The sequence below is a fragment of the Mesorhizobium sp. M0500 genome (genome assembly GCF_040321165.1).
GTDB lineage: Bacteria > Pseudomonadota > Alphaproteobacteria > Rhizobiales > Rhizobiaceae > Mesorhizobium.
Map to the genome: position 1 here is coordinate 434,502 of NZ_JAMYRB010000003.1, position 23,700 is coordinate 458,201.

The 23,700-nt window shown below is 62.7% G+C and carries 26 protein-coding genes and 1 pseudogene; 16 read left to right on the top strand and 11 right to left on the bottom strand.

From position 1 onward, the window contains the following. Nucleotides 1–84 precede the first annotated feature (84 nt). Nucleotides 85–492: a hypothetical protein gene (locus NKI70_RS09265; RefSeq protein ID WP_352650330.1), complete on the bottom strand. Its 408-nt coding sequence runs from the start codon at nt 490–492 to the stop codon at nt 85–87. A gap of 117 nt (nt 493–609) precedes the next feature. Between NKI70_RS09265 and NKI70_RS09270 the strand changes: the two genes are divergently transcribed. Further along, on the top strand, nt 610–1,038 hold the full coding sequence (locus NKI70_RS09270; protein WP_023674397.1) for a MarR family winged helix-turn-helix transcriptional regulator: 429 nt from the start codon (nt 610–612) through the stop codon (nt 1,036–1,038). Between the two features lie 21 nt (nt 1,039–1,059). On the opposite strand, the gene NKI70_RS09275 is transcribed toward NKI70_RS09270, so the two are convergent. Then, entirely contained in the window at nt 1,060–3,132 is a 2,073-nt protein-coding gene (locus NKI70_RS09275) for a putative bifunctional diguanylate cyclase/phosphodiesterase (protein WP_352699081.1), read from the bottom strand. A 265-nt stretch (nt 3,133–3,397) separates the two neighbouring features. Between NKI70_RS09275 and NKI70_RS09280 the strand changes: the two genes are divergently transcribed. After that, nucleotides 3,398–4,585, top strand: a complete 1,188-nt coding sequence (locus tag NKI70_RS09280) for a glycine C-acetyltransferase (protein WP_352699079.1) — start codon at nt 3,398–3,400, stop codon at nt 4,583–4,585. 67 nt (nt 4,586–4,652) lie between these two features. Further along, nucleotides 4,653–5,687 carry an L-threonine 3-dehydrogenase gene (gene tdh / locus NKI70_RS09285; RefSeq protein WP_352699077.1) on the top strand — a complete coding sequence of 345 codons (1,035 nt, stop codon included), beginning with the start codon at nt 4,653–4,655 and terminating at the stop codon, nt 5,685–5,687. A 210-nt stretch (nt 5,688–5,897) separates the two neighbouring features. Here the strand turns inward: tdh and NKI70_RS09290 are convergent, their stop codons facing one another. Next, entirely contained in the window at nt 5,898–6,335 is a 438-nt protein-coding gene (locus tag NKI70_RS09290; protein ID WP_352699075.1) for a MarR family winged helix-turn-helix transcriptional regulator, read from the bottom strand. Nucleotides 6,336–6,479: 144 nt separating this feature from the next. Between NKI70_RS09290 and hmgA the strand changes: the two genes are divergently transcribed. The 7 genes and pseudogenes from hmgA (at nt 6,480) to NKI70_RS09325 (ending at nt 11,222) form a co-directional block, all read left to right on the top strand. Then, the gene (gene hmgA / locus NKI70_RS09295) at nt 6,480–7,793 is read left to right on the top strand and encodes a homogentisate 1,2-dioxygenase (protein ID WP_352699073.1); all 1,314 of its coding nucleotides are present in this window, start codon (nt 6,480–6,482) and stop codon (nt 7,791–7,793) included. A gap of 10 nt (nt 7,794–7,803) precedes the next feature. Then, nucleotides 7,804–8,754 carry an MBL fold metallo-hydrolase gene (locus NKI70_RS09300; RefSeq protein WP_352724503.1) on the top strand — a complete coding sequence of 317 codons (951 nt, stop codon included), beginning with the start codon at nt 7,804–7,806 and terminating at the stop codon, nt 8,752–8,754. Then, on the top strand, nt 8,751–9,764 hold the full coding sequence (locus NKI70_RS09305) for a fumarylacetoacetate hydrolase family protein (protein WP_352593142.1): 1,014 nt from the start codon (nt 8,751–8,753) through the stop codon (nt 9,762–9,764). Before NKI70_RS09300 ends, NKI70_RS09305 begins: the two co-directional genes overlap by 4 nt. A gap of 4 nt (nt 9,765–9,768) precedes the next feature. Continuing rightward, entirely contained in the window at nt 9,769–10,062 is a 294-nt protein-coding gene (locus tag NKI70_RS09310; protein ID WP_352593145.1) for a hypothetical protein, read from the top strand. A gap of 4 nt (nt 10,063–10,066) precedes the next feature. Further along, the gene (locus NKI70_RS09315) at nt 10,067–10,615 is read left to right on the top strand and encodes a DinB family protein (protein ID WP_352724504.1); all 549 of its coding nucleotides are present in this window, start codon (nt 10,067–10,069) and stop codon (nt 10,613–10,615) included. A 50-nt stretch (nt 10,616–10,665) separates the two neighbouring features. Next, nucleotides 10,666–10,924, top strand: a pseudogene (locus NKI70_RS09320) (BrnT family toxin). Then, nucleotides 10,911–11,222, top strand: a complete 312-nt coding sequence (locus NKI70_RS09325) for a BrnA antitoxin family protein (protein ID WP_352457131.1) — start codon at nt 10,911–10,913, stop codon at nt 11,220–11,222. Before NKI70_RS09320 ends, NKI70_RS09325 begins: the two are co-directional and overlap by 14 nt. A gap of 19 nt (nt 11,223–11,241) precedes the next feature. On the opposite strand, the gene NKI70_RS09330 is transcribed toward NKI70_RS09325, so the two are convergent. Next, a complete protein-coding gene (locus NKI70_RS09330) occupies nt 11,242–11,466 on the bottom strand; it encodes a type II toxin-antitoxin system Phd/YefM family antitoxin (protein WP_352724505.1) in 225 nt (74 codons plus the stop codon). Between the two features lie 51 nt (nt 11,467–11,517). Next, nucleotides 11,518–12,630, bottom strand: coding sequence for a 4-hydroxyphenylpyruvate dioxygenase (gene hppD, locus NKI70_RS09335; RefSeq protein ID WP_352569813.1), 1,113 nt, complete (start codon nt 12,628–12,630; stop codon nt 11,518–11,520). 139 nt (nt 12,631–12,769) lie between these two features. On the opposite strand from hppD, the gene NKI70_RS09340 reads away from it, so the two are divergent. Both NKI70_RS09340 and NKI70_RS09345 read left to right on the top strand, forming a co-directional pair. Further along, the gene (locus NKI70_RS09340) at nt 12,770–13,237 is read left to right on the top strand and encodes an Lrp/AsnC family transcriptional regulator (protein ID WP_023674409.1); all 468 of its coding nucleotides are present in this window, start codon (nt 12,770–12,772) and stop codon (nt 13,235–13,237) included. A 9-nt stretch (nt 13,238–13,246) separates the two neighbouring features. Then, a complete protein-coding gene (locus NKI70_RS09345; RefSeq protein ID WP_352724506.1) occupies nt 13,247–13,573 on the top strand; it encodes a hypothetical protein in 327 nt (108 codons plus the stop codon). 16 nt (nt 13,574–13,589) lie between these two features. Here NKI70_RS09345 and NKI70_RS09350 read toward each other — a convergent pair whose 3' ends face one another. The 4 genes from NKI70_RS09350 to aztA all read right to left on the bottom strand — a co-directional run bounded on the left by NKI70_RS09350 (nt 13,590) and on the right by aztA (nt 16,702). After that, nucleotides 13,590–13,928 carry a protein tyrosine phosphatase family protein gene (locus tag NKI70_RS09350; RefSeq protein ID WP_023674411.1) on the bottom strand — a complete coding sequence of 113 codons (339 nt, stop codon included), beginning with the start codon at nt 13,926–13,928 and terminating at the stop codon, nt 13,590–13,592. 122 nt (nt 13,929–14,050) lie between these two features. After that, nucleotides 14,051–14,992: a zinc ABC transporter substrate-binding protein AztC gene (gene aztC / locus NKI70_RS09355; protein ID WP_352724507.1), complete on the bottom strand. Its 942-nt coding sequence runs from the start codon at nt 14,990–14,992 to the stop codon at nt 14,051–14,053. A gap of 22 nt (nt 14,993–15,014) precedes the next feature. Next, nucleotides 15,015–15,890: a zinc ABC transporter permease AztB gene (gene aztB, locus NKI70_RS09360; protein ID WP_023674413.1), complete on the bottom strand. Its 876-nt coding sequence runs from the start codon at nt 15,888–15,890 to the stop codon at nt 15,015–15,017. Continuing rightward, a complete protein-coding gene (aztA, locus tag NKI70_RS09365; RefSeq protein ID WP_352724508.1) occupies nt 15,890–16,702 on the bottom strand; it encodes a zinc ABC transporter ATP-binding protein AztA in 813 nt (270 codons plus the stop codon). The genes aztB and aztA overlap by 1 nt, the downstream gene beginning before the upstream one ends. 212 nt (nt 16,703–16,914) lie before the next feature. Between aztA and NKI70_RS09370 the strand changes: the two genes are divergently transcribed. Next, a complete protein-coding gene (locus tag NKI70_RS09370; protein WP_352724509.1) occupies nt 16,915–17,259 on the top strand; it encodes a RidA family protein in 345 nt (114 codons plus the stop codon). 170 nt (nt 17,260–17,429) lie between these two features. Here NKI70_RS09370 and hutC read toward each other — a convergent pair whose 3' ends face one another. Further along, nucleotides 17,430–18,191: a histidine utilization transcriptional repressor HutC gene (gene hutC / locus NKI70_RS09375; RefSeq protein WP_352724510.1), complete on the bottom strand. Its 762-nt coding sequence runs from the start codon at nt 18,189–18,191 to the stop codon at nt 17,430–17,432. After that, a complete protein-coding gene (locus NKI70_RS09380; protein WP_352724511.1) occupies nt 18,188–19,540 on the bottom strand; it encodes a formimidoylglutamate deiminase in 1,353 nt (450 codons plus the stop codon). Before NKI70_RS09380 ends, hutC begins: the two co-directional genes overlap by 4 nt. A 98-nt stretch (nt 19,541–19,638) precedes the next feature. On the opposite strand from NKI70_RS09380, the gene hutI reads away from it, so the two are divergent. The 3 genes from hutI to hutG all read left to right on the top strand — a co-directional run bounded on the left by hutI (nt 19,639) and on the right by hutG (nt 23,671). After that, on the top strand, nt 19,639–20,874 hold the full coding sequence (hutI, locus tag NKI70_RS09385; RefSeq protein ID WP_352724512.1) for an imidazolonepropionase: 1,236 nt from the start codon (nt 19,639–19,641) through the stop codon (nt 20,872–20,874). Beyond that, the gene (gene hutH, locus NKI70_RS09390; RefSeq protein WP_352571517.1) at nt 20,871–22,406 is read left to right on the top strand and encodes a histidine ammonia-lyase; all 1,536 of its coding nucleotides are present in this window, start codon (nt 20,871–20,873) and stop codon (nt 22,404–22,406) included. The genes hutI and hutH overlap by 4 nt, the downstream gene beginning before the upstream one ends. Before the next feature lie 446 nt (nt 22,407–22,852). Beyond that, nucleotides 22,853–23,671 carry an N-formylglutamate deformylase gene (gene hutG / locus NKI70_RS09395; protein ID WP_352724513.1) on the top strand — a complete coding sequence of 273 codons (819 nt, stop codon included), beginning with the start codon at nt 22,853–22,855 and terminating at the stop codon, nt 23,669–23,671. The last annotated feature ends 29 nt before the right edge of the window (nt 23,672–23,700 follow it).

Genomic DNA, 23,700 nt, shown 5'->3' on the forward strand with positions numbered 1-23,700 from the left:
CAGGCACGTCGGTCCGGTCTGCGCGCCGCGCACGCCGCCGGCTATCGCCGGGCACCGTACGATCTTGCGATTGCGGCAGGACGCTCAAAACATCCTGGCGGTGGCCATGCAGAACACGGTGATGACCAACAGGCCGCCAGCGATGCGTTCGCCTTTTGTCATCTTGGCGCGCAATTGGGTTTGCTTCGCCGCATCGGCCCCGGCCAACTGCCTGCTGGCGGAACCCACCAGCGCGCCCTGAACCGCGGCGGCGATTAACGCCGTCAAGATGCCCAGCGCCAAGACCTTCTCCATCGAGCCGAAAGAGCCGTTGTGGAAGAAATACCACAGCAGCAAGCCAGTGAGGAAAACCACGCCGGCTGCGCCCATTTGCGGCCGGAAGAAACGTTCCGCCCTGATCTCCGGTTCGCGGGCGACCGCGATGGTGGTGCCGGCCCAGAACACGCCCGCCATGACGTGAAGGCCGAGGACGATGATGTAGACATATTGCATGACCGCATATCCTCTCTTGCCCACCGCCAGGCATATTGATAGATATCAAATGATTAGATGTCAACGCATAAGCTCGAGCCGGTTCCTTAGGCTTTGCCCTTGTTCTAGTGTCGGATCATGACGCCCTTTGACCGCCCGCCGATCGGGATGAATCTCGCGCGCACCGCCAAGCTGGTTGCGCAGGCTTTCGACGCTGCCTTGGTCGAGGCAGGCGGCACGCTGCCGGTCTGGGTCACGTTGCTGTCGGTCAAGTCGCGGGAGCTGGCCAACCAACGCGAGCTCGCCGGCATGATCGGCATCCGGGGCGCAACGCTGACCCACCACCTCAACGCCATGGAGACGCAAGGCCTGCTGATGCGCCGCCGCGATCCCGAGAACCGCCGGGTTCACCAGGTGGAGCTGACCCAAGCCGGAGAAGCGCTGTTCCTGAAATTGCGCACCGCCGCGTTAGCCTTCGACAAGCGGCTGCGGAAAGGACTGTCCGACGACAGGCTGGCGGAGTTTGCACAGGTGCTGGCCGCGTTGCGGGCCAATGTCGAGGGTTAGAAATTAGGCTAGGAAACGGATCTACGCCCGGCAGCCCTGCAGCACTGTCAGCCTGGCCTTCTTGGGCGTTCGCGCCACCAGCCATTCGCGCACGCTGTCCGGCGGCATCGGGAAAGCGATGGAATAGCCTTGCACCTGGTCGCAGCCGATCGCCATCAGCGAGTCGAGCTCGGCTTCGGTTTCGGCGCCCTCGGCGACGATCGAGATGCCGAGACCGCGGGCGAGCTCGGTGAGGGCACGCACGATCTTGGTGTTGCCGCTGTTCTCGTTGATGTTCTGGACGAAACGGCGGTCGATCTTGAGCCGATCGATCTCGTTTGGATTGACATGGCTGAGCGATGCGTAGCCGGTGCCGAAATCATCGAGCTCAAGATGGATGCCGGCGGCGCGGATGTGCCGCAGCTTTGCCGCGATACCGGTCTTCTCGTCGTCGAGAATGACGGATTCGACGATCTCCAGCGATAGTTTGTGCGCTGGCAGGCCAGCCCTCTCCAGCATGTCTAACAGGAAGACTTCGAAATCTGTCTCGCGCAGCTCCGAGCCGGATACATTGACGGCGATCCGTCCGAAGGCGATGCCTGCGCGGTTCCATTCGGCTGCTTCGTTGATCGCCTTGGCAATGACGATGCGGCCGATCTCGGACATCAAGCCGCATTTTTCCGCGATCGGAATGAACTCGCCCGGCGCGATCATGCCGCGCTCGGCGTGTCTCCAGCGAACCAGAGCCTCGATGCCGCTGATGGCGCCGTTCGACAGCGACACCTGCGGCTGGAAATAGACTTCGAACGCCTTCTCGGAGATGGCGGTCCTGATGTCGAGCTCGAGCTGCTTGCGATAATCGAGTTCGCGTCTCAGCTCCTCGGAGAAGAACGACAAGCTGCCGCCGCCCTGCTTCTTGGCGGAATACAGCGCCAGATCGGCATGGACGAGCAGGTCCTGAGCATTGTCGGCATCGATCGGGTAGACCGCAATCCCGGCACTTACGCCCGGATGGATCGTCGTGCCTCGAAAGACGATCGGCTTGTTGAGCTTGGTCAGGATGCGCCAGGCGACGGTATCTATGTCCTCGGTGCTGCCGGCACCGTTGAGAATCATGACGAATTCATCGCCGCCGAGCCGCACGTTGAGATCCGACGTACGGCACGAATCACGCATGCGCTGCGCAGCCGCCACCAGCACATAATCGCCGGCGGCGTGGCCGAACGTGTCGTTGATCTGCTTGAACCGGTCGAGATCGAACTGCACCACGGCAACCCGTTCACGCCGTCGCTGCGCGGCATTGATCAGCGTATCGAAATGCTCGGTCAGGAAGGTGCGGTTGTGCAGGCCGGTCAGCCCGTCATGCACGGCGATAAAGGCCATGGAATTGCGCGCATCGACCAGCTCGCGCGTCCTGCGCAGGATGGCATTCGACATTGGCCTGAAAATGAAAAGCGCCACCAGCACGATGACGCCGATGGTCGAGTAGAACAATGTGCGGTTAAGATCGAGAAGTGTTTCGGATCGCTGGTCTGCAAAGGCGCTGATGCGCTGGCCAAGTGCGGCATAGCCCGACAATGTTGCGTTGGCAACGGAAGCGTTCAGGTTGACGCGCTCCTCTCCGCCTTTGTAGCCACCATTGCCGGCCATGTTGAGCCGCGATTCGAATGACGAGATCAGGCGTTCGCCGTTGGCGATAAGCCCGACCGAGAAATAGTCGAGATGGTACGGCTTGGCGAAAAGCACGCTCTCGATCGATTTCGGATCGAACCTTGCCGGCGACGCCGGATCGGCGGCGGTCCGTTCGAGCAGCAGATCGTAGTTCTTCTCGAACTCCACCGTCGCTTGCTTGAGCGCGCTAACCAGGGCCGGCTGCTGGTCGCGTGAAGCGCTGCCTGTCGCGCCGGCGAGGAAGACGATGCGCTGCGACAGGGCTTTCTGTGTGCTGACGATATCGAGCAGCGCCTGATTGTGCCGTTGGGTAGACATCACCTGTTGCAGCAGGATGAAGGAGGCCACGACCATGGCGGCTATGATCAACAGAGCCAGCCAGTAGCCGGATTTGATCAGGAGTATGAGCCTGCCTGAAACGGCGTGCACCGGCTGCTGCGACATTTTCTGAGGCGGCCCTCTCGCCAACGAATTCTTGTGCGACAACCTTTGGCTTCAAAGTGTTAACAGGTTTGGGACGGCAGCAGGCCGGCGGCGGCGACCGCGGCGGGAAACCCGCAAAGTGGTTATTGCAATCTTTCGCGGCGCCTCCGCATTTGAACATCGTGGCCTCTGCCGTGCCATTGCCGCCACCGAAGCGGTCGCTTTTGCGATGGATTTTTCGTCCGCGCGGCGCGACAGTCCTCGTCGATCTCAACAGGGCCTGATCATGACCGAAGCATTCCTTTCCCACATCGACAGCGAGCTTGAAGGACTGAAATCGGCCGGCCTTTACAAATCCGAACGGGTGATAACCTCGACCCAATCGGCCGACATCGAGGTCGGCGGCGAGAAGGTGCTGAATTTCTGCGCCAATAATTATCTCGGCCTCGCCGACAGCGCCGAACTGCGGAAAGCGGCCAAGCAGGCGCTTGACCGCTACGGCTACGGTATGGCGTCGGTGCGCTTTATCTGCGGCACGCAGGAAGAACACAAGCAGCTCGAGGCGACGATTTCTGGCTTCCTCGGCATGGAGGATACGATCCTCTACGGCTCCTGCTTCGACGCCAATGGCGGCCTGTTCGAGACGCTGCTCGGCGAGGAGGATGCGGTCATCTCCGATGCGCTGAACCACGCTTCGATCATCGACGGCGTGCGGCTGTCGAAGGCAAAGCGCTTCCGCTACGCCAACAACGACATGGCCGATCTGGAGGCGCGGTTGAAAGAGGCGCGCGACTGCCGGTTCCGGCTGATCGCCACCGATGGCGTGTTCTCTATGGATGGCATCATCGCCAATCTGAAGGGCGTCTGCGACCTCGCCGACAAATACGATGCGATGGTGATGGTCGACGACAGCCATGCAGTTGGTTTCGTCGGCAGGAATGGCCGCGGCTCGGCCGAACATTGCGGCGTCGAGGGCAGGGTGGACATCATCACCGGCACGCTTGGCAAGGCGTTGGGTGGCGCGTCGGGCGGCTACACTTCGGGCAGGAAGCAGGTAGTCGACTGGCTGCGCCAGCGCTCGCGCCCCTATCTGTTCTCCAACACGCTGATGCCGGCGATCGCCGGCGCCTCGATTCGGGTGTTCGAACTGGTCCGCAATGGCGATGCGTTGCGTCAGCGCCTATATGCCAACGCAGCGCGGTTTCGCTCCGAGATGGGCAGGCTCGGCTTTACACTGGCCGGCGCCGACCATCCGATCATCCCGGTGATGCTGGGCGACGCGACGCTGGCGCAGGAAATGGCGGCGCGGATGCTGAAGCGCGGTATCTATGTCATCGGCTTCTCTTTCCCGGTGGTGCCGAAGGGCCAGGCGCGCATCCGCACGCAGATGTCGGCCGCCCATTCCGGCGCTGACATCGATCGTGCGGTTGAGGCGTTCGCCGCAGTCGGTCGCGAACTCGGCGTGATTTCCTGAGCGGCCGGGACCGAAAAGCGATTCCGGATCAAGAGATTCAAGCGACTAAGGTTCTGGGGACAAAAGAATGTCAAACATGATGAAGGCGCTGGTCAAGGCCAAGGCCGAGCCGGGCATCTGGATGGAAAAAGTGCCGGTGCCGGAAATCGGCCCAAACGATGTTCTGATCAAGATCAGGAAGACCGCGATCTGCGGCACCGACGTCCACATTTATAATTGGGACCAGTGGGCGCAAAAGACGGTGCCGGTGCCGATGGTAACCGGCCACGAATTCGTCGGAACCGTCGCCGATTTCGGCACCGCGGTGACCGAGTACAAACTCGGCCAGCGCGTTTCCGGCGAGGGCCATATCGTCTGCGGCCATTGCCGCAACTGCCGGGCGGGCAGGGGGCATCTGTGCCGCAACACGCTCGGCGTCGGCGTCAACCGGCCGGGCGCCTTTGGCGAATACCTTGCGATTCCACAGCACAACGTCGTGCCGATCCCCGACGACGTGCCGGACGAGATCGCGGCAATCTTCGATCCCTTGGGCAATGCCGTTCACACGGCATTGTCCTTTGACTTGGTTGGCGAGGACGTGCTGGTCACCGGCGCTGGGCCGATCGGCATCATGGGCGCACTGGTGGCGCAGTGCGTCGGCGCGCGAAAAGTAGTCATCACCGACATCAACCCGGTGCGCCTGGCACTGGCAAAAAAGCTCGGCGTCCAGCATGTCGTCGATGCGTCGAAGGAAAAGCTGCGCGATGTCATGCCGGCGCTCGGCATGACCGAGGGTTTTGATGTCGGCTTGGAAATGTCAGGCGCGGCGCCCGCCTTCCGCGACATGATCGACACCATGAACAATGGCGGCAAGATTGCCATCCTCGGCATTGCGCCGACCGGCTTCGAGATCGACTGGAATAAGGTCATCTTCAAGATGCTGCATCTGAAGGGCATCTACGGCCGCGAGATGTTCGAGACCTGGTACAAGATGATCGCGCTGGTGCAAGGCCCGCTCGATGTCAGCGGCCTGATCACGCATCGCATCGGCATCGACGACTATATTTCCGGCTTCGAGGCGATGAAGAGCGGCAATTCCGGCAAGGTGGTGATGGATTGGTAGGCGATTAGAAACGCCGGCGGGACAGCACCCCCCCTCTGGCCTGCCGGCCATCTCCCCCTCAAGGGGGGAGATTGGCAGCTTCGCCGACATCGCTCTTCTTTGGAGATTGGCGAAAGCCGAAGCGACGTCCAATCTCCCCCCTCGAGGGGGGAGATGGCCGGCAGGCCAGAGGGGGGTGCTGTCCCGCCTGCATCAAAAGTTGCTGAGGACCTAATCCCCGTACAAAGCCGTCTCAAGCGCGGCCACCCCTTCCGCGACTGCTGTACGTTCATCTGCGCTCAATCTCGCCAGCAATTCCCGTTCGAACACCTTCGCCAGCGGCACCATCTCGCGATAGGCGGCAATGCCCACCTTGGTCAGCGCCAAATGCTCGACACGGCGGTCTTTTTCGTCAGGCGTCCGGCTGAGCCAGCGGCGTCGTTCGAGCTCGGCGACCGCGCGCGAAACCTTGGTCTTGTGCATGGCCGATTGCTCGCCGAGCGCCGTCGCCGTCATCGTGCCGTGCTGTCCAAGCCCGGCCAGTGTGCGCCATTCGGGCCGGGTCAGGCCGTGGCGGTCCTTGTAGATCCTTGAGAACTCGCGGCTGACCGCATCGGCAAGCCGGTAGAGCCGGTAAGGCAGGAAGGATTCGAGTTCGAGGATTTCCATGATTGGCCTTGACTGAGCAGGCTTGCGGCTCCTGCGAGACATCACTGTTGATGGTTACATTTTCAATGGTTACAAATGAAACCAGTCTGGTCAACTCAGAGCTTCCCTTCGGACGCTCCGGGACTATGAATTCGGGAGGATTCCATGACCTATTCCTACATGCCGGGTTTCGGCAATGACTTCGAGACCGAGACTCTGCCGGGCTCGCTGCCACAAGGGCGAAACTCGCCGCAGCGGCCGGCCTACGGCCTCTATGCCGAGCAGCTTTCGGGCTCTCCATTCACCGCGCCGCGCGGCACCAATGAGCGCTCCTGGCTTTATCGGATAAGGCCGAGCGTACGGCATACCGGCCGCTTCAAAGCGGCGAATTATCCGCTGTGGAAGAGCGCGCCGAATGTCGGCGACCACCAGCTCGCACTCGGCCAGTATCGCTGGAGCCCCGTGCCGATGCCGAAGGAGCCGACCGATTTCATTGCCGGCATGCGCTCGATCACCACCGCCGGCGACGTGCTCGGCCAGACCGGCATGGCGGCACATGTCTATGTCGCCAATCGCTCGATGGTCGACGATCATTTCTTCAACGCCGACGGCGAGTTGCTGGTCGTGCCCCAGATTGGAGCCTTGCGCTTCGTCACCGAGATGGGTGCTATTGAACTCAGGCCGGGCGAGATCGCCGTGCTGCCGCGCGGCCTGGTGTTCAAGGTCGAACTGGTGGATGCCGAAGTGCGCGGCTATGTCTGCGAGAATTACGGCGCCAAGCTGACGCTGCCGGATCGCGGCCCGATCGGCGCCAACTGCCTGGCCAATCCGCGCGATTTCAAGACGCCCTGCGCCTGGTTCGAGGACAAGGACACGCCCTGTCGGCTGATCGCGAAATGGTGTGGCCAGTTCCATGTCACCGAGATCGATCATTCGCCGCTGGATGTGGTGGCGTGGCACGGCAATTATTCGCCCTACAAATATGATCTTGCGACCTTTTCGCCGGTCGGTGCGATCCTGTTCGACCACCCCGATCCGTCGATCTTCACCGTGCTGACCGCGCCGAGCGGCGAGGAAGGCACCGCCAATATCGATTTCGTCATCTTCCCGCCGCGCTGGCTTGTGGCGGAAAACACTTTCCGGCCGCCCTGGTATCACCGCAACATCATGAGCGAGTTCATGGGCCTCATACATGGTCAGTACGATGCCAAGGAAGAGGGCTTCGTGCCCGGTGGCATCAGCCTGCACAACATGATGCTGGCTCACGGACCCGATGCGTCTGGCTTCGAAAAAGCCTCGCGCGCGGAGCTGAAACCGGTCAAGCTCGACAACACCATGGCCTTCATGTTCGAGACACGCTTTCCGCAGATGGTGACCCGCTATGGCGCCGAGCTCGAAACCCGACAGGACAATTACATCGACTGCTGGGCCGACCTGAAGAAACGCTTCAACGGCACGCCAGAGGGCGACTGGTCTTGAGCGCCGTCGCATGACGGATCGTCTGGTGCTTCTGGGTTCGAAGGGTGGCCCGGCGCTGCGGCCGGGCGGGCCGTGGCCGAGTTCGTCACTGCTGGAGATTGGCGGCCGCACCCTCGTCGTCGATTGCGGGCTCGGCGTGACGCGCGGGCTGACCGATGCCCGTGTCAGCCTTAAGGCGCTCGACCTGATCTTCATCACGCATTTGCATTCCGACCATATGCTGGAACTCGGACCGTTGATCCACACCGCATGGACGGCCGGCCTGGCAACAAAGGTCACCGTATTCGGCCCGCCCGGCACCGGCTATTATTGGCAGCGCTTTTGCCAGGCAATGGAATTCGACATCGAGATCCGCATCGCCGATGAAGGCGGGCCGGATATCCGCGACCTGGTCTCGATCGTCGAGTTTGGTGAAGGCCACGTGGTCGGGGAGCGCGGTCTCAAAATATCGGCGCTGCGTGTCGACCACCCGCCGGTGACGGATTGCTTTGCGCTGCGCTTCGATCATGCGGGGCAAGGCATCGTCTTTTCGTCGGATACGGCGTTCTTTCCGCCATTGGCGGATTTCGCCGAGGGCGCCGACGTCCTGGTCCACGAGGCCATGCTGGAAGAGGGTATCGAGCGGCTGGTCGCGAAGACCGGCAACGGCGCAAGGCTGAGGGAACACCTGCTTGCCAGCCACAGCTTTGCCGAGGAAGCGGGTCGCATCGCCACCGATGCAGGCGTCAACAGACTGGTCCTCAACCATCTCATTCCCGCCGACGATCCCGAGATCGGCGAGGCCGACTGGATTGCCGCCGTGAGGAAAACATGGGCCGGCGACTTGACGATCGCCCGCGACGGCCTTGTTGTGGGGCTGGAGCATGATCCCGAAAAGTGGAACCGGTTTTCGGAAGAGATCATGCGTAGAACAAAAAATCAAAGCAGCGCCAAAGCTGCGCCAGGAGAGGAAACCGCATGAAGCTTGCCACATTGAAGGACGGGACGCGCGACGGAAAGCTCGTCGTCGTCTCGCGCGACCTGACGCGGTTTACCGATGCTTCGTTCCTGGTGCGGACGCTGCAGGCCGCGCTCGACGACTGGCATCGGATCGCGCCGCATCTCGCTGCGATGGCCGAATCGCTCGAGAATAATGCGGTGCCGTCTGCCCGCTTTCACGAGCATGACGCCCATTCGCCGCTGCCGCGCGCCTATCAATGGGCCGACGGCTCGGCCTATGTGAACCACGTCGAGCTGGTGCGGAAGGCGCGCGGCGCCGAGATGCCGGCAAGCTTCTGGACCGATCCGCTGATCTACCAGGGCGGCTCGGACGCTTTCCTCGCACCGCGCGACCCAATCCGCATGACCGACGAGACCCTTGGCATCGACATGGAAGGAGAGGTCGCCGTCATCGTCGACGACGTGCCGATGGGTGCAGGCCTCGACCAGGCGCGGGCGGCGATCCGGCTGGTCATGCTGGTCAACGATGTAACGCTGCGCGGCCTGACCGGACCCGAGCTCGCCAAGGGGTTCGGCTTCTACCAGTCGAAACCGTCATCGGCCTTTTCGCCGGTTGCGGTGACGCCGGACGAGCTGGGCGATGCCTGGGACGGCGGCAAGGTCAGCCTGCCGCTGCTGGTCGATCTCAACGGCAAACCGTTCGGCCGGGCGAACGCCGGCATCGACATGACCTTCGATTTTCCGGCGCTGATTGTCCATGCCGCAAAAACGCGGCCGCTGGCCGCCGGCACCATTATCGGTTCGGGCACCGTCTCCAACAAGCTCGACGGCGGGCCGGGCAAGCCTGTCTCGGCGGGCGGCGCCGGCTATTCCTGCATCGCCGAGCTGCGTATGATCGAGACCATCGAAACCGGCGAACCGAAAACGCCGTTCCTGCGCTTTGGCGATAGCGTGCGTATCGAGATGAAGGACCGGGGTGGGCATTCGATCTTCGGCGCCATCGAGCAGAAGGTCGAGAAGTACGAGGGGTAAGAGAATGACAGGCGAGACGTTCTATCTGCTGTGCGGTGCCTGGGCTCTTGCCATGCTGGCGATCTTCATCCAGGCAATCAGGCTGAGCTACCGCATCGAGGCGCGCTCGCCCGGCCTGACCAACCGCAGCGGCTTTCCGCGCAAGGCGATGATGTTTCACACCGTCACCAACACGAATGTCGCGCTGGACGAGGAAACGCAAGGCATGCGGCGGCGCATGATCGGGCTGCTGCTGATTGTTTTGGCTGGGTTTGCGCTTCTATGGGCGGGTGTGTCGCTATTCCGGGTCGCGCCGTGAAGTCATGGACCTGCTGAACCATTTCCGCCGCATGGCGCGCAACAATCTGTGGTCCAACGACCGGCTCTATCGTGCCGTGCTGCAGCTTGAGCCCGGCGAATTCGAGGCTGAAAGGATAAGCTTCTTCCCATCGATCAAGGCAACGCTCAACCACATCCTGGCGGTCGATCATCTCTATCTCGGTTTTCTCGAAGAGGGCCGTGTCGGCGCTGCCGCCTATGATGGCTTCGTGCCCTTCAATGATCCCGAGGCACTGTTTGTTGCCCAGGTCGCGGCCGACCGGCGGCTGATCGCCTTTTGCGACCGCCTGTCGGCCGACGATCTCGAGCGCCGCGTTCTCACCGACCGGCGCGAGGACGGCATGATACCGGAACGGATCGGCGATCTGCTCGCCCATCTCTTCATCCACGACATCCATCATCGCGGCCAGGTGCACGCGATGCTGTCCGGCACCTCGGTGAAGCCGCCGCAACTCGACGAGTTCTTCCTCGATTATGATCTGAAACTCAGGAAAGCCGAGGTCGAGAGGTTGGTGCTCGAAGGTCGCAATTAGTTGTAGTTACGAAAATTATTGACTTAATTATTGTAGGTACATAAATTCTGATGAAGATCGTTTGGGACGAACCGAAACGGTTGGCCAACATTGACAAGCACGGCTTGGATTTTGCGGCGCTTGATGACGAGTTTTTTCTTGCCTCGACAATCCGCACTGCCAAGGCCGGTCGTCTCCATGGCAATTGGCCGGATCATCGATGGCATCGTTGCGGTCGTGTTTGCCCGGCTCGGTTCCGAGGGCATCTCGAAAATTTCGATGCGCCCGGCAAGTCCCGCGGAAAGGAGATTGTTCAATGGCAAAGCGTAAGGTGCGCACCGAGTTCGAAGCTGGTCGCGGCTACAGCAAAGAAGACTGGGAAGCCGTTTCGGAGAATCCGGAATGGACAGAGGAGGATTTTCGAAACGCTCGTCCTTTCGCCGAAGCGTTCCCTGAGCTTGCCGAAAGCATTCGCCGTTCGCGCGGCCGGCCGGCTCTCGATAATCCGAAGAAGCAGGTAACACTCCGTCTCGACAGTGACGTAGTCGCCCGCTTTCGTGCCGGCGGCCCCGGCTGGCAGAGCCGCATCAACGAGATTCTGCGCAAAGCCGCCGGCCTCGCCAAATAGACGTTTGCCTGTGACAGCGTCATTTGGCATACCCGTCCCATTCGGGACCGAGTTCGTCAAAATCGTCGGCAATCCTGATTTTGCCCTTCATGGCGCCGACACGAGGCAGGGACTCGGGCACGGCTAGCGGCACGAGGCGCGCCGCAACCTTGCCGCGACGGGTAATCACAATCTCTTCGCCAGCTTCCGCGCGGCTGACGAGTTCCGACAGTCTTGCCTTGGCCTCTGCGATAGGAATGTTCATGGCCAAAGTCTGAGCTACTACTGACCGAATCGCAAGAAGTCCGGTGCAGCCTTACTCCGCCGCCTGCACCTTCAGCACGCCGCGCTTGATCTGGTCCTGCTCGATCGATTCGAACAAAGCGCGGAAATTGCCCTCGCCAAAACCTTCGTCGCCCTTCCTCTGGATGAATTCGAAGAAGATCGGGCCGATCACCGTCTTGGAAAAGATCTGCAGCAGGATCTTGGTCGTGCCGCCGTCGACCACGCCTTCGCCGTCGATCAGGATACCGTGCTTCTTCATGCGCTCGATCGGCTCTTCGTGGCCGTTCACGCGGGCATAAGACATGTCGTAATAGGTCTCGGGCGGGCCCGGCATGAACTTCAGGCCGTTGGCGGCCAGCCTGTCGGTGGCACCGTAGATGTCGTCGGTGCCGACGGCGATGTGCTGGATGCCCTCGCCATTATACTTCTTCAGATATTCGGCGATCTGGCTGGTCTCGTCCTTGGACTCGTTCAGCGGAATGCGGATCTTGCCGCAGGGCGAGGTGATGGCGCGGCTGACCAGGCCGGTGATCTTGCCGTCGATGTCGAAGAAATGGATCTGCTTGAAGCCGAACAGGTCTCGGTAGAAATCCCACCATTTGTCCATCTGGCCGCGATAGACATTGTGGGTCAGGTGGTCGAGATAATAGAAGCCGACGCCTTCCGGCCTGGGGTCGCGCTCGCCCAGCCAGTCGAACTCGGCGTCGTAAGCCGAGCCCTTCTCGCCGTAAGTTTCGATGAAATAGAGCAGCGATCCGCCGATACCGACGATCGCCGGCACATCGAGCGTCTTGTCGTTGCCTTCATAGGGCGTCGCGCCCTTGGCCACCGCGTGATCGAAGGCATGCCTTGCATCGACCACCCGCCACGCCATCGAGGCGGCGCAAGGGCCGTGCTTGTCGACGAATTTCATGGCATGCGAGCCGGGTTCGGCATTGACGACATAGTTGATGTCGCCCTGCCGCCAGACGGTGATGTCCTTGCTGCGGTGCTTGGCCACCGGCACATAGCCCATGCGGGTGAACAGTTCGGCGAGCTTTTCCGGCTCGGCATGCGCGAATTCGACGAACTCGAAGCCGTCGGTGCCGGCGGGATTGGTTTTGCTGATCTTGGCGGGCGGTGCGTCGTGCGGGAAGGGACCCATGGCATTGCTCCGAAATCTGGAACTGGCCGCGTCGGCCATCTAAACCCAATTATAGCGCGGAGCGAGTGCAAATTGCTTGCATTAAAACGCTTGAAATGGTCTGATCATGCGCGAGTTGTGCACTGCGGACCCGAAATTCATGGATGAGGCGCGCATCGACCAGTTTGACCGCAAGATAATGGCTCTGTTGCAGGGCGATGCACGGCTGACCAACAACGATCTGTCGGAACGGGTGAACCTGTCCGCGTCGCAGTGCTCGCGTCGTCGCCAGCGGCTGGAGGAGGACGGCTATATCAAGGGCTACCGGGCGGTGCTCGACCGCGACAAGCTCGGTTTTTCCCTGGTCAATGTCATCTCGGTGACGCTCGCCACCCACAACCGCGACAATGCGCGGCGCTTCGGCGAATTGGTGGCGCGGCTGCCGCAAGTGCAGGAAGCGCACGCGCTGACCGGCGAGATGGATTATATATTGAAAGTGGTGACGCCGGACCTGAAGTCGCTGTCGGAATTCGTCAACGGCGTGTTGCTGCCGCACGAATCCGTGCAGCATGTGAAGACGGCGATCGTGCTGGAGACGTTGAAGGAGACCGGCGCGCTGCCGATTTGAGTGTAAATCATGTCGAACTTTCAGATCGCCGGCATCGTGCTGTTTCTAGTGGGGATTGTGCCGTTCACGATTGGTAGTCTGATCCACGCCGCGCATGAACCGAAGGCTTGGGAGTTGCGCATCATCAATCCCTGGCCTTCGTGGCTCTATGGCTGGGTCGAACTCACTCATCCGAAGGCGCGCTGGTGGTGCGGTGTCGGCTTTCCGATATGTCTTGCGGGCTTCATCGTACTTTTGGTCGCTACGGTTCCGCTCGTCGATCTTGCGCTATATGTCGCTTTGCTTGTCGCTTTCTTCTGGCTGCGGCGGGTCATAGCCAGACGGCGGCATCACTAAATCATCGGAACGCCTCTCACCCCTTCGACTGCTGGATCAGCCCATAAAGATTAGTGCAGCGGGCGCCGGACCGGCAGTAAGCGAAGACCGGGCCTTCGAGTTCGTCAAGCGCCTCGGCCTGGTCCTCGACATTCTCGGCCGTGATCTGGCCGCTGATGACCGGGATGTAGCGGAAGGCGAGCCCGGCGCCCTCGACCGCCGCTTTGACGGTGTCGGCCGATGGCTGGCCGGGCTGCTCATCGTCCGGCCGGTTGCAGATCACGCTTTTGAAGCCGGCGGCCTTGATGGTCGCGACATCCTCGGGCTGGATCTGGCCCGAGACCGAATAGTCCTCGCTGATCTGACGGTATTCCATGGCGGTGTCCTCGCAATCTGGTTAGCGGCAGTCTTGCCACTCCCTGACCCGGTCGGCAACCGCCATTAGACAGAAATCCGGCCGGGCAATTTCAGCCCGACCGGATGGAGTGACTAGACAGCTCAGCTGCCGAGGATCGCGCCTTTGATCTGGGCGATGTTGTTGTGCATCAGATCGATATAGGTCGCGGCCGGGCCGTCGGGCTGCGACAACGCATCGGAATAGAGCGTGCCGCCCACCTTGATGCCGGTCTCGCTGGCGATCTGCTCGATCAGCCGCGGGTTGGTGATGTTCTCGACGAAGATCGCCGCCGCCTTGTCCTGTTTCACCTGGCTGACCAGCTTGGCGACGTCGGCAGCGGAGGGCTCCGACTCGGTCGACACGCCTTCCGGGGCCAGGAACGTCAAGCCGTAGGCCTGCTCGAAATAGCCGAAGGCGTCATGCGAGGTGATGACGACGCGCTTCTCCTGCGGGATCGACTGGATCGCCGCCTGCACTTCGCCCTCAACCGCCTCGAGCTTTTGCGTATAGGCGGCTGCATTGGCCTTGTAGCTGTCGCAACCCGCAGCGTCGGCCGTGCAAAAGGCGTCGGCGATGTTCTTCACATAGATCTTGGCATTGGCGATCGACTGGAAGGCATGCGGATCGGTGACCGTCTTGCCGCCATCGGTTTCCGCGCCTTCGGCGACATCGGCCTCGGCGAATTCGGGTTTGAAATTGATCGGCGTGACCCCCTTGGTCAGCACGGCGACAGTCGCCTTGGTGGCGCTGGCGTCGACCAGGCGCTGCAGAAAACCTTCGAAATGCAGGCCGTTGACCAGCACGATGTCGGCCTTGGCCATCGCCACCGCATCGGCGGGGCTCGGCTCGTAGACGTGGGCGTCGCCGTCCGGCCCGACGATGGTGGTCAGATCGATGCGGTCGCCGCCGACATTCTTGGCGAAATCGGCGATGATCGTGAAGCTGGCGACCACTTTCAACGGCTCTGCGAAGGCCGAAGATGCGCCAAAGGCGGTTAATGTTATAACGCTCACGGCCAAAGCGGCGCGGATCGATTTCAGCATGGACAGGTTCTCCTTGTTGGGATCAGGCAGTTCTGTGGCGGTGATGAACGATGCGGGCACGCAGGATGCCGCGCGTGCCGAACAGGATCGAGGCGAAATAGACGACGCCGGCGGACAGGATGATGGCCGGGCCGGAGGGCAGCGACGCATGGTAGGACAACAGCAGCCCGGCAATGCAGGAGGCAAAGCCGATCACTGTGGCCAACACGCACATCGGCTCGACGCGCGAGGTCCAGAAGCGGGCCGCCGCCGCCGGCAGCATCATCAGCCCGACCGACAGCAAGGTGCCGAGCGCCTGGAAGCCGCCGACGAGATTGAGCACGACGAGGCCGAGAAAGATGAAATGCACCGGGCTGCCCATCCGGCTGACCGAGCGCAGGAACAAAGGGTCGAGGCATTCGGCGACCAGCGCCCGCCAGAAGATGGCGAGGCTGACCAGCGTCACCACGACGATGCCGCCGATCAGCGTCAGCGCCTCGTTGTTGAGCGCCAGCACGGTGCCGAAGAGCACATGCATGAGATCGACGCTGGAACCGCGGATCGATACCATGAGCACGCCGATGGCCAGCGAAATCAGATAGAAGGCCGCCATCGAGGCGTCCTCGCGCTGAATGGTGAAGCGCGAGACGGCGCCGGCGCCGAGCGCCACGATGATGCCGGCGATCAGTCCGCCGATAGTCATCGGCAGGATCTCCAGGCCATAGAACAGGAAGCCGGCGGCAGCACCGGGCAGGATGGCATGCGCCATGGCGTCGCCGGACAGGCTCATGCGCCGCAGCATCAGGAACACGCCGACCGGGCAGGCGCCGAGCGACAGCATCATCGAACCGGCGAGCGCCCGCTGCATGAAGGCGTAGTCGGCGAAAGGAGCGACGAAAAGACCGTAAAGCACGTCCATCATGCCGTCCTCGGCCCGGAGCCGTGATAATGGTCGTGGTCATGGCCGTGCTCGTGGCCACCGTGCTGGTGATCATGCTCGCCGGGCTCACACCATGGCGCGTTGTCCTCCCAGGCTTCGTGGAAGCGGCGCGCGCGCAACAAATTCTCCGGCCGCAGCGTCTCCCTGGTCTCTCCCCAGGCGATCGGCTGGCGCGCCAGCAGCAGTGTTTCGGGGAAATTCTGCCGCACCAGATCGAGATCGTGGACCACAACCATGATCGTGCGTTCCTCGCCGTGCCAGCGCTTGATCAGCGCGATCAGGTCACCGACCGTCTTGGCATCGACGGCGTTGAACGGCTCGTCGAGCAGGATGAGCTCGGCATCCTGCAACAGCACGCGGGCAAACAGCGTGCGCTGCAGCTGGCCGCCCGACAACGTGTCGATCGGGCGCTTTTCGAAGCCGCCGAGGCCGACGGCCATCAGCGCCTCGCTGACCGAGACGCGATCTTCCCTCGTATAACGGCCGAGCATGCCGCGCCGCGGCCACAGACCAAGCGAAACCAGGTCGACGACCCGGGCCGGAAAGGAGCGGTCGAGTTCCGATTGCTGCGGCAGATAGGCGGCGCGTACGCCGGGCGCCCGGATCACCGCGCCGGCCATCGGCTTCAGGACGCCGACAATGCCCTTCATCAGCGTCGACTTGCCGGAGCCGTTGGCGCCGACCACCGCCGTCAGCGATCCCTTGCGGATCGTACCATTGAGGTGGTGGACCGCAGGATGGCTATTGTAGCCCAGCGTGAGGTCGCGGAAGGTCAGGCAGGTTTGGCTCATGTGACGATCCAAGGGGGCGATGATCGGCGCTGCAGGGGCGGATTCGATATGTGATGTTATTACATTAGTCAACAAGCCAATCGGGCGGAATTGCGGCCGGGCCGTCATCTTGTCTGCTTTGGCTTGGCTCAAGAAGTTCCGCTCGAGCGGCCTTGCCCCCGGCGAACCCGGCCCCTAAACAGGCGCACCGACAAGAAGAGAAGGAATATCCAATGAGCATTCGTCGTATCGATGTAGGCCCGCGCATGAGCCAGATCGTCATCCACGGCAACACCGTCTATCTGGCCGGTCAGGTCGGGAAGCCGGGCGGAAACGTCGGTGCCCAGACCAGGGACATTCTGGCGGCGATCGACGAATTGCTGGCCAAGGCCGGCACCGACAAAACCAAGATCCTGCAGGCGATCATCTGGCTGGCCGACATGAGCACCTTTGCCGAGATGAACGCGGAGTGGGACAAATGGGTACCGCAGGGCAACACGCCGGCCCGCGCCACCGGCGAAGCCAAGCTTGCCGGACCAGAATATCTGGTCGAGATTATTGTTACCGCGGCGGTTTGAGAATGCGGCTCTTTACCCTCCCCCTCGAGGGGAGGGTCGGCGAGTAGTCGAAGCGAAGCGGAGACTGCGAGACGGGGTGGGGTCGGCGAGGTCGCACCGACCCCACCCCGCGTCACAAAATGCCGCCATGCGGCAATTTGCTCCGCGACCCTCCCCTCAAGGGGGAGGGTTTACCCCTGCGACGGCGTGAACCGCGCCACTAGCGTGTGGCTCTCGGCCGCATAGGTGAAGCGGACATGGGTGACGGGGTGCTCGGCGCTCCATGTCCGCCGCTCGATCACCAGGGACGGCGCGCCCGTCGCGATGTCGAGTGCCGCCGCTACGTGCTTTTCGGCGGCAACCGCGCGGATGCGATGCTCGGCCGCACTCCACGGCACACGGCCGATCAGCCACGGACCGGGCGCGGTGTCGAAAAACGCCTCTTCGGCGGCCTCCGGCACGGCAGCCAGGTTGATCAGCCGCTGCTCGTGGGCGAACGGCCGCTTGCCGGCGAAATGCCGGCATTCCAGCACCAGCACCGGCCCGGCGACGTCGAGTTCCAGCAGGGCGCGGTCGTCGGCGCTGCTGCGCCTTCTGTTTCGCGCTATGCGCTCATAGCGGTAGGGCAGGCCAAGTGCCTCGACCTCGATCCGGATGTCGTGGATTTCGAGAACGGCTGCCTGTGACTGCGGCCGGCGGACAAAACTGCCGGAGCGACGCCGGCGCTCGATCAGCCCGGCCTTGGCCAGTTGCGACAGCGCCTTGTTCACTGTCATGCGCGAACAATTGTATTCGGCCGTCAGTTCATGCTCGAACGGAATGCGGTGGCCGGGCGCCCAGGCACCCGACAGGATCCGTTCGCTGATGTCCGACAGGATGCGCTGGTGCAGCGAAAGAACCTCGCCGCCGTCCGCGCTTCCAGAATCCGCGCTTATTGTCCCGAGCATGCTCATGCCGAAAGCGCTGTCATCACCTTGCGGAACCGCTCGGCGATGGCATCGCGCCTGGCATGCATGCCGCCGCTGACCAGTTTCTTGCCATGCACCCAGACGCAATCGACCTTGGTGCCGTTGGCAAAAATCCAGGCATCAAGGATTGCATCGCCCGTCTTGCCGGCCAGCGATGGATGCTTGCCGTCGAGCGAGACGAAATCGGCCGAGGCACCTGCTGCGATCTGCGAGTGGCCGGCGCCCAACGCGGCACTGCCACCATCGAGCGCTGCATCGAACAAAGCACGGCCGGTCGAGCCACCGGCCACCGCCAGCACGTTGCGGGCGCGGTGGGCGAGGCGCTGCGAATATTCGAGCTGCCGCAACTCGTCCGGCACGCCGATCAGTACGTTCGAATCCGAGCCGATGCCGAAGCGGCCGCCATGCTGCATGAACAAGGACGCGGCAAAGGTGCCGTCGCCGAGATTGGCCTCGGTGATCGGGCAGAGGCCGGCAACGGCGCCGCTTTTCGCCAAATCGGTCGTCTCGGTCTCGGTCATGTGGGTGGCGTGGATGAGACACCAGCGCCGGTCGACCTTGGCGTTGGCAAGCAGCCATTCGACCGGCCGCGCCTCGGACCAGGCAAGACAATCCTCGACCTCCTTCATCTGCTCGGCGATGTGGATGTGGATAGGCCCCTCCGGCGCCATCACCGTGATGTTTTCCAGTTCCTCCGGTGTCACGGCACGCAGGCTGTGCGGGGCGACGCCCACGACGCCTTGATTCAGCGCGCGAATGGATTCGCGGCATTTCTCAACAAGCCGCGAGAACTGGTTCACATCGTTGATGAACCGGCGCTGGCCGTCATTTGGCGCAGCGCCGCCGAAAGAGGAATGCGCGTAGAACACCGGCAGCAAAGTCAGCCCGATGCCTGTCTCGGACGCTGCAGCAACAATGCGCTCCGCCATCTCGGCGATGTTGGCATAGGGCCGGCCGTCGCGGTCGTGGTGGAGATAGTGAAACTCGCCGACGCGCGAGAACCCGGCCTCCAGCATCTCGACATAGAGCTGGGCCGCGACCGCCTCGACCTGGTCCGGCGTCATCGACAGCGCGAAACGGTACATCACCTCGCGCCAGCTCCAGAAACTGTCGGCGGAAGGGCCGCGCAATTCGGCAAGGCCGGCCATGCCGCGCTGGAAGGCATGGCTGTGCAGGTTCGGCATCCCTGATAGCAGGATGGCACGGCGCTCGTCGCCAGGCAGGAGCGAGGTATTCGCCTTGACCGTGGCGATCCTGCCGTCGGAGATGACGATCCGCACATTGCTGTGCCAGCCGTCGGGCAGAAGCGCCTGTTCCGCAAAGATTGCTGTCACGTTTTTCTCCAAATCCCGGTCTGCCGTGCGATGATAGCGCTTGCAGTGCCTTTTCATATGTATATACATAATCGTCACCTATTGAAACGGAAAAGATGATGGCTGCAGAGAGCAAAAGCCGGGCAGGAGAGCTTCGCCTCTGGCGCAATGCGCGCCTCGCGACCATGGCCGAAAGCAGCGCCGGGTCAGGCGTCGTCGAGCACGGTGCGGTCGCCGTGCGCAACGGCCGGATCGTCTATGCCGGGCCGGAAGTCGACATGCCGGCGGCTCTCCGCGAGGGCGCCGAGGCGACCGACTGCGAAGGCCGCTGGATTACGCCCGGCCTGATCGACTGCCACACCCATCTGGTCCACGCCGGCAACCGTGCCAATGAATTCGAGATGCGGCTGGCCGGCGCCAGCTATGAGGAGGTTGCCAAGGCCGGCGGCGGCATCGTCTCGTCGGTCAAGGCGTTGCGCGCGGCGAGCGAGGACGAACTGGTCGGCCAGTCGCTGCCGCGCCTCGATGCGCTGATTGCCGAAGGCGTCACCACCGTCGAGATTAAATCCGGCTACGGTCTCGACCTCGAAAACGAGAAGAAGTCGCTGCGCGCCGCACGACGGCTGGGCGGTGAGCGGCCGGTGACAGTCAGGACCACTTTCCTCGGCGCTCATGCGCTGCCGCCCGAAGCAAAAGGTGACAAGGACGCCTTTATCGATCTTGTTGCAAAGCAGATTTTGCCGGCCGTCGCTGCCGAGGGCCTGGCCGATGCTGTCGACGGTTTTTGCGAAGGCATTGCCTTTTGGCCGGAGCAGATCGCCCGCGTGTTCGATGCCGCGAAGGCGGCGGGCCTGCCGGTCAAGCTCCATGCGGACCAGCTGTCCAATCTGCACGGCGCCGAACTTGCGGCGCGCTATGGTGCGCTATCGGCCGACCACCTCGAATACACCGACGAGGCGGGTGCGGCGGCGATGGCGAAGGCCGGAACCGTGGCGACCATCCTGCCCGGCGCCTACTACTTCATCCGCGAGACCAAGAAGCCGCCGATCGCCTTGTTTCGCCAGTATGGCGTCAGGATGGCCGTTGCCACCGACAACAATCCCGGCACGTCGCCGCTGACCTCGCTGCTGCTGACCATGAACATGGCCGCGACGTTGTTCGGCCTGACCGTCGATGAATGCCTTGCCGGCGTTACCCGCGAGGCTGCCCGCGCGCTCGGGCTGCTTGGACAGACCGGTACGCTGGAGGCCGGAAAATCCGCCGATCTGGCGATCTGGAACGTCGAGCGCCCGGCCGAACTCGTCTACCGCATGGGCTTCAACCCGCTGCATGCCCGCATCTGGAGGGGACAATGACCGAACTCAAGCTAAGGCCGGGCAATGCCACGCTGGCCGATTGGCGCGCCATCTATCGCGGCGCCGCACTGAGGCTCGACGATGCCTGCCGGCCGAAGATCAAGGCCAGCGCCGAGGCCGTCGCCAGGATCGTTGCCAAGGGCGAGCCGGTCTATGGCATCAATACCGGCTTCGGCAAGCTGGCCAGCGTCCGCATCCCCGCCGCCGATCTGGAAACGTTGCAGCGAAACATCGTGCTGTCTCATGCCGCCGGCGTCGGCGAGCCGATGCCCGTCGCAATCTGCCGGCTGATGATGGCGCTGAAGCTGGCCAGCCTGGCACAGGGCGCCTCCGGCGTGCGGCCGCGGACGATCGAACTGATCGAGGCGATGCTGGCCAACGACGTTATCCCCGTGGTGCCGGCGCAAGGCTCGGTCGGCGCTTCCGGCGACCTTGCGCCGCTGTCGCACATGACCGCCGTGATGATCGGCGTCGGCGAGTGCTTTACCCCGCATGGCCGCTTTCCCGCCAAGGTCGCCTTCGTTTCGCATGGCCTGGAGCCGGTGACACTGGGCGCCAAGGAAGGCCTGGCGCTGCTCAACGGTACCCAGTTTTCGACCGCCTATGCGCTTGCCGCTTTGTTCGAGGCGGAAGTGCTCTACCAGTCGGCACTGGTCGCCGGCGCGCTGTCGACCGATGCCGCCAAGGGCTCCGACGCTCCGTTCGATCCACGCATCCATCTGCTCAGGAAACATCGCGGCCAGATCGAGACGGCCGAGGCGTTGCGCAATTTGATGGCCGGCAGCGCCATCCGTGAATCGCACCGCGTCGGCGACGAGCGCGTGCAGGATCCGTATTGCCTGCGCTGCCAGCCGCAGGTGATGGGCGCTGCACTCGACGTGCTCCGCAAGGCCGCCGAGACGCTCGGCACCGAGGCCAACGGCGTCACCGACAATCCGCTGATCTTTGCCGAGGACGACTCCGCACTTTCGGGCGGCAATTTCCATGCCGAGCCGGTCGCCTTCGCCGCTGACATGATCGCACTCGCCGTCTGCGAGATCGGCTCGCTGTCGGAGCGGCGCATCGCCATGCTGGTCGATCCGGCGCTGTCGGGCATGCCGGCCTTTCTCACGCCCAAGCCGGGTCTGAATTCCGGTTTCATGATCCCTCAGGTCACGGCGGCAGCACTGGTTTCTGAAAACAAGCAAAAGGCCTATCCGGCCAGCGTCGATTCGATCCCGACCTCGGCCAACCAGGAAGACCACGTCTCGATGGCGGCGCATGGCGCGCGCCGCCTCATCGGCATGGTCGAGAATGCGACGGCCGTCATCGGCATCGAATTGCTGGCCGCGGCGCAAGGCTGCGATTTCCACGCACCGCTGGCCTCGAGCGCGGCACTGGAGGCGGTGCGCCGGCTGGTCAGGGCAGAGGTGCCGCATCTCGACAACGACCGGCACTTCCACCCCGACATGGAGAAGGCCATCGCCATGATACGCAGCGGCGCGGCGGTGAAGGCCGCGGGTGCGGTGAAACTGCCGGGCGTTGCGTCATGAGGCGGTGTGCCGTGACAGGTCGCGTTCTGTCGCGCCGACCTCACCCCGGCAACACCGAAACTTTCAAATCCAGAAACAAAAAACCCGCCTCAAAGGCGGGTCGTCGGGCCGAATCAGCACCATACCGAAGTTAGTAGCATAGCTGCCGGCACAAAGCAAGAACAAAATGCGTTGCAGCGGGCAGTAAAATGCGAATTCCCTGCGCTGCCTCGCCTTGTCGGCAATCCCGACGTCGGTACGCTTGGTCGAGTTCCTTCGCGCCCCCCTCTGCCCTGCCGGGCATCTCCCCCTCTAGTGGGGAGATTGGCAGCTGCGGCGCCTCGCTCTGTCCTGCAACGTTGGAGAATGGCGAAAGCCGGTCTGACGGCCAATCTCCCCCCTCGTGGGGGAGATGTCCGGCAGGACAGAGGGGGGTGCCGTAGAGCTCCAACGCGGGAGAATCTTCTATGACCTCGCCCTCCTGGCTCACCGTCACCCAAGGCACAGCACCCCTGCTGGTTTCGATCCCGCATACCGGCATCGATCTCGCCGGCCTCGATAGCCGGCTGGTCTCGCCCTGGCTCGGCCGCCGTGACGCCGACTGGTGGATCGACAAGCTTTATGACTTCGCAGAAGACCTCGGCGCGACCGTTGTGCATACGGCGATTTCGCGCACCGTTATCGACGTCAATCGCGATCCGTCCGGCGTTTCGCTCTATCCCGGCCAGACGACGACTGGGCTCTGCCCGACAGAGACCTTTGACGGCGATCAGCTCTACCGCAAGGGTGAAGAGCCGGGACCGTCGGAGATCGACGAACGCCGCGAGAAGTTCTTCGTACCCTATCATGCCGCTCTGCAGGCCGAGATCGACAGGCTGCGCGCTTTGCATGGGAAGGTCGTCGTCTATGACTGCCATTCGATCCGCTCGGTGCTGCCGCGCCTTTTCGAAGGCAAATTGCCGGTCTTCAATCTCGGCACCAATGACGGCAAGAGCGCCGATCCGACGCTGCAAGCGACGGTTGGCCAGATCCTCGCCGAAACCGGCGAGAGCTACGTCGTCAACGGGCGCTTCAAGGGCGGCTGGATCACGCGCCATTTCGGCCAGCCGCAAGCCGGCGTCCACGCGCTGCAGATGGAACTCTCCAACCGCGGCTATATGCGCGAGCCCGAAGGCAAGGGCGAACCGGCTAACTGGCCGGTGCCTTACGAGGCCGAATTCGCGGCGCCGATCCGCGTCACGCTGAAGAAGATCCTGGAAACCGCGATCGCCTGGGCCGAACGCTGACGCGCGGTGCACCTCACTCGAAAGGGACA

What these genes read in the sequence shown, in the direction of transcription:
- NKI70_RS09340 (WP_023674409.1), top strand. Translation starts at nt 12,770, where the DNA reads ATGGATGAGGCGCGCATCGACCAGTTTGACCGCAAGATAATGGCTCTG.
- hutH (WP_352571517.1), top strand. Translation starts at nt 20,871, where the DNA reads ATGACCGAACTCAAGCTAAGGCCGGGCAATGCCACGCTGGCCGATTGG.
- NKI70_RS09325 (WP_352457131.1), top strand. Translation starts at nt 10,911, where the DNA reads ATGGCAAAGCGTAAGGTGCGCACCGAGTTCGAAGCTGGTCGCGGCTAC.
- aztB (WP_023674413.1), bottom strand. Translation starts at nt 15,890, where the DNA reads ATGGACGTGCTTTACGGTCTTTTCGTCGCTCCTTTCGCCGACTACGCC.
- NKI70_RS09345 (WP_352724506.1), top strand. Translation starts at nt 13,247, where the DNA reads ATGTCGAACTTTCAGATCGCCGGCATCGTGCTGTTTCTAGTGGGGATT.
- hutG (WP_352724513.1), top strand. Translation starts at nt 22,853, where the DNA reads ATGACCTCGCCCTCCTGGCTCACCGTCACCCAAGGCACAGCACCCCTG.
- hmgA (WP_352699073.1), top strand. Translation starts at nt 6,480, where the DNA reads ATGACCTATTCCTACATGCCGGGTTTCGGCAATGACTTCGAGACCGAG.
- NKI70_RS09330 (WP_352724505.1), bottom strand. Translation starts at nt 11,466, where the DNA reads ATGAACATTCCTATCGCAGAGGCCAAGGCAAGACTGTCGGAACTCGTC.
- NKI70_RS09265 (WP_352650330.1), bottom strand. Translation starts at nt 492, where the DNA reads ATGCAATATGTCTACATCATCGTCCTCGGCCTTCACGTCATGGCGGGC.
- NKI70_RS09290 (WP_352699075.1), bottom strand. Translation starts at nt 6,335, where the DNA reads ATGGAAATCCTCGAACTCGAATCCTTCCTGCCTTACCGGCTCTACCGG.
- tdh (WP_352699077.1), top strand. Translation starts at nt 4,653, where the DNA reads ATGTCAAACATGATGAAGGCGCTGGTCAAGGCCAAGGCCGAGCCGGGC.
- hutI (WP_352724512.1), top strand. Translation starts at nt 19,639, where the DNA reads ATGGCTGCAGAGAGCAAAAGCCGGGCAGGAGAGCTTCGCCTCTGGCGC.
- NKI70_RS09315 (WP_352724504.1), top strand. Translation starts at nt 10,067, where the DNA reads ATGGACCTGCTGAACCATTTCCGCCGCATGGCGCGCAACAATCTGTGG.
- NKI70_RS09280 (WP_352699079.1), top strand. Translation starts at nt 3,398, where the DNA reads ATGACCGAAGCATTCCTTTCCCACATCGACAGCGAGCTTGAAGGACTG.
- NKI70_RS09305 (WP_352593142.1), top strand. Translation starts at nt 8,751, where the DNA reads ATGAAGCTTGCCACATTGAAGGACGGGACGCGCGACGGAAAGCTCGTC.
- NKI70_RS09270 (WP_023674397.1), top strand. Translation starts at nt 610, where the DNA reads ATGACGCCCTTTGACCGCCCGCCGATCGGGATGAATCTCGCGCGCACC.
- NKI70_RS09275 (WP_352699081.1), bottom strand. Translation starts at nt 3,132, where the DNA reads ATGTCGCAGCAGCCGGTGCACGCCGTTTCAGGCAGGCTCATACTCCTG.
- aztC (WP_352724507.1), bottom strand. Translation starts at nt 14,992, where the DNA reads ATGCTGAAATCGATCCGCGCCGCTTTGGCCGTGAGCGTTATAACATTA.
- NKI70_RS09310 (WP_352593145.1), top strand. Translation starts at nt 9,769, where the DNA reads ATGACAGGCGAGACGTTCTATCTGCTGTGCGGTGCCTGGGCTCTTGCC.
- hppD (WP_352569813.1), bottom strand. Translation starts at nt 12,630, where the DNA reads ATGGGTCCCTTCCCGCACGACGCACCGCCCGCCAAGATCAGCAAAACC.
- NKI70_RS09300 (WP_352724503.1), top strand. Translation starts at nt 7,804, where the DNA reads ATGACGGATCGTCTGGTGCTTCTGGGTTCGAAGGGTGGCCCGGCGCTG.
- NKI70_RS09350 (WP_023674411.1), bottom strand. Translation starts at nt 13,928, where the DNA reads ATGGAATACCGTCAGATCAGCGAGGACTATTCGGTCTCGGGCCAGATC.
- NKI70_RS09370 (WP_352724509.1), top strand. Translation starts at nt 16,915, where the DNA reads ATGAGCATTCGTCGTATCGATGTAGGCCCGCGCATGAGCCAGATCGTC.
- hutC (WP_352724510.1), bottom strand. Translation starts at nt 18,191, where the DNA reads ATGAGCATGCTCGGGACAATAAGCGCGGATTCTGGAAGCGCGGACGGC.
- aztA (WP_352724508.1), bottom strand. Translation starts at nt 16,702, where the DNA reads ATGAGCCAAACCTGCCTGACCTTCCGCGACCTCACGCTGGGCTACAAT.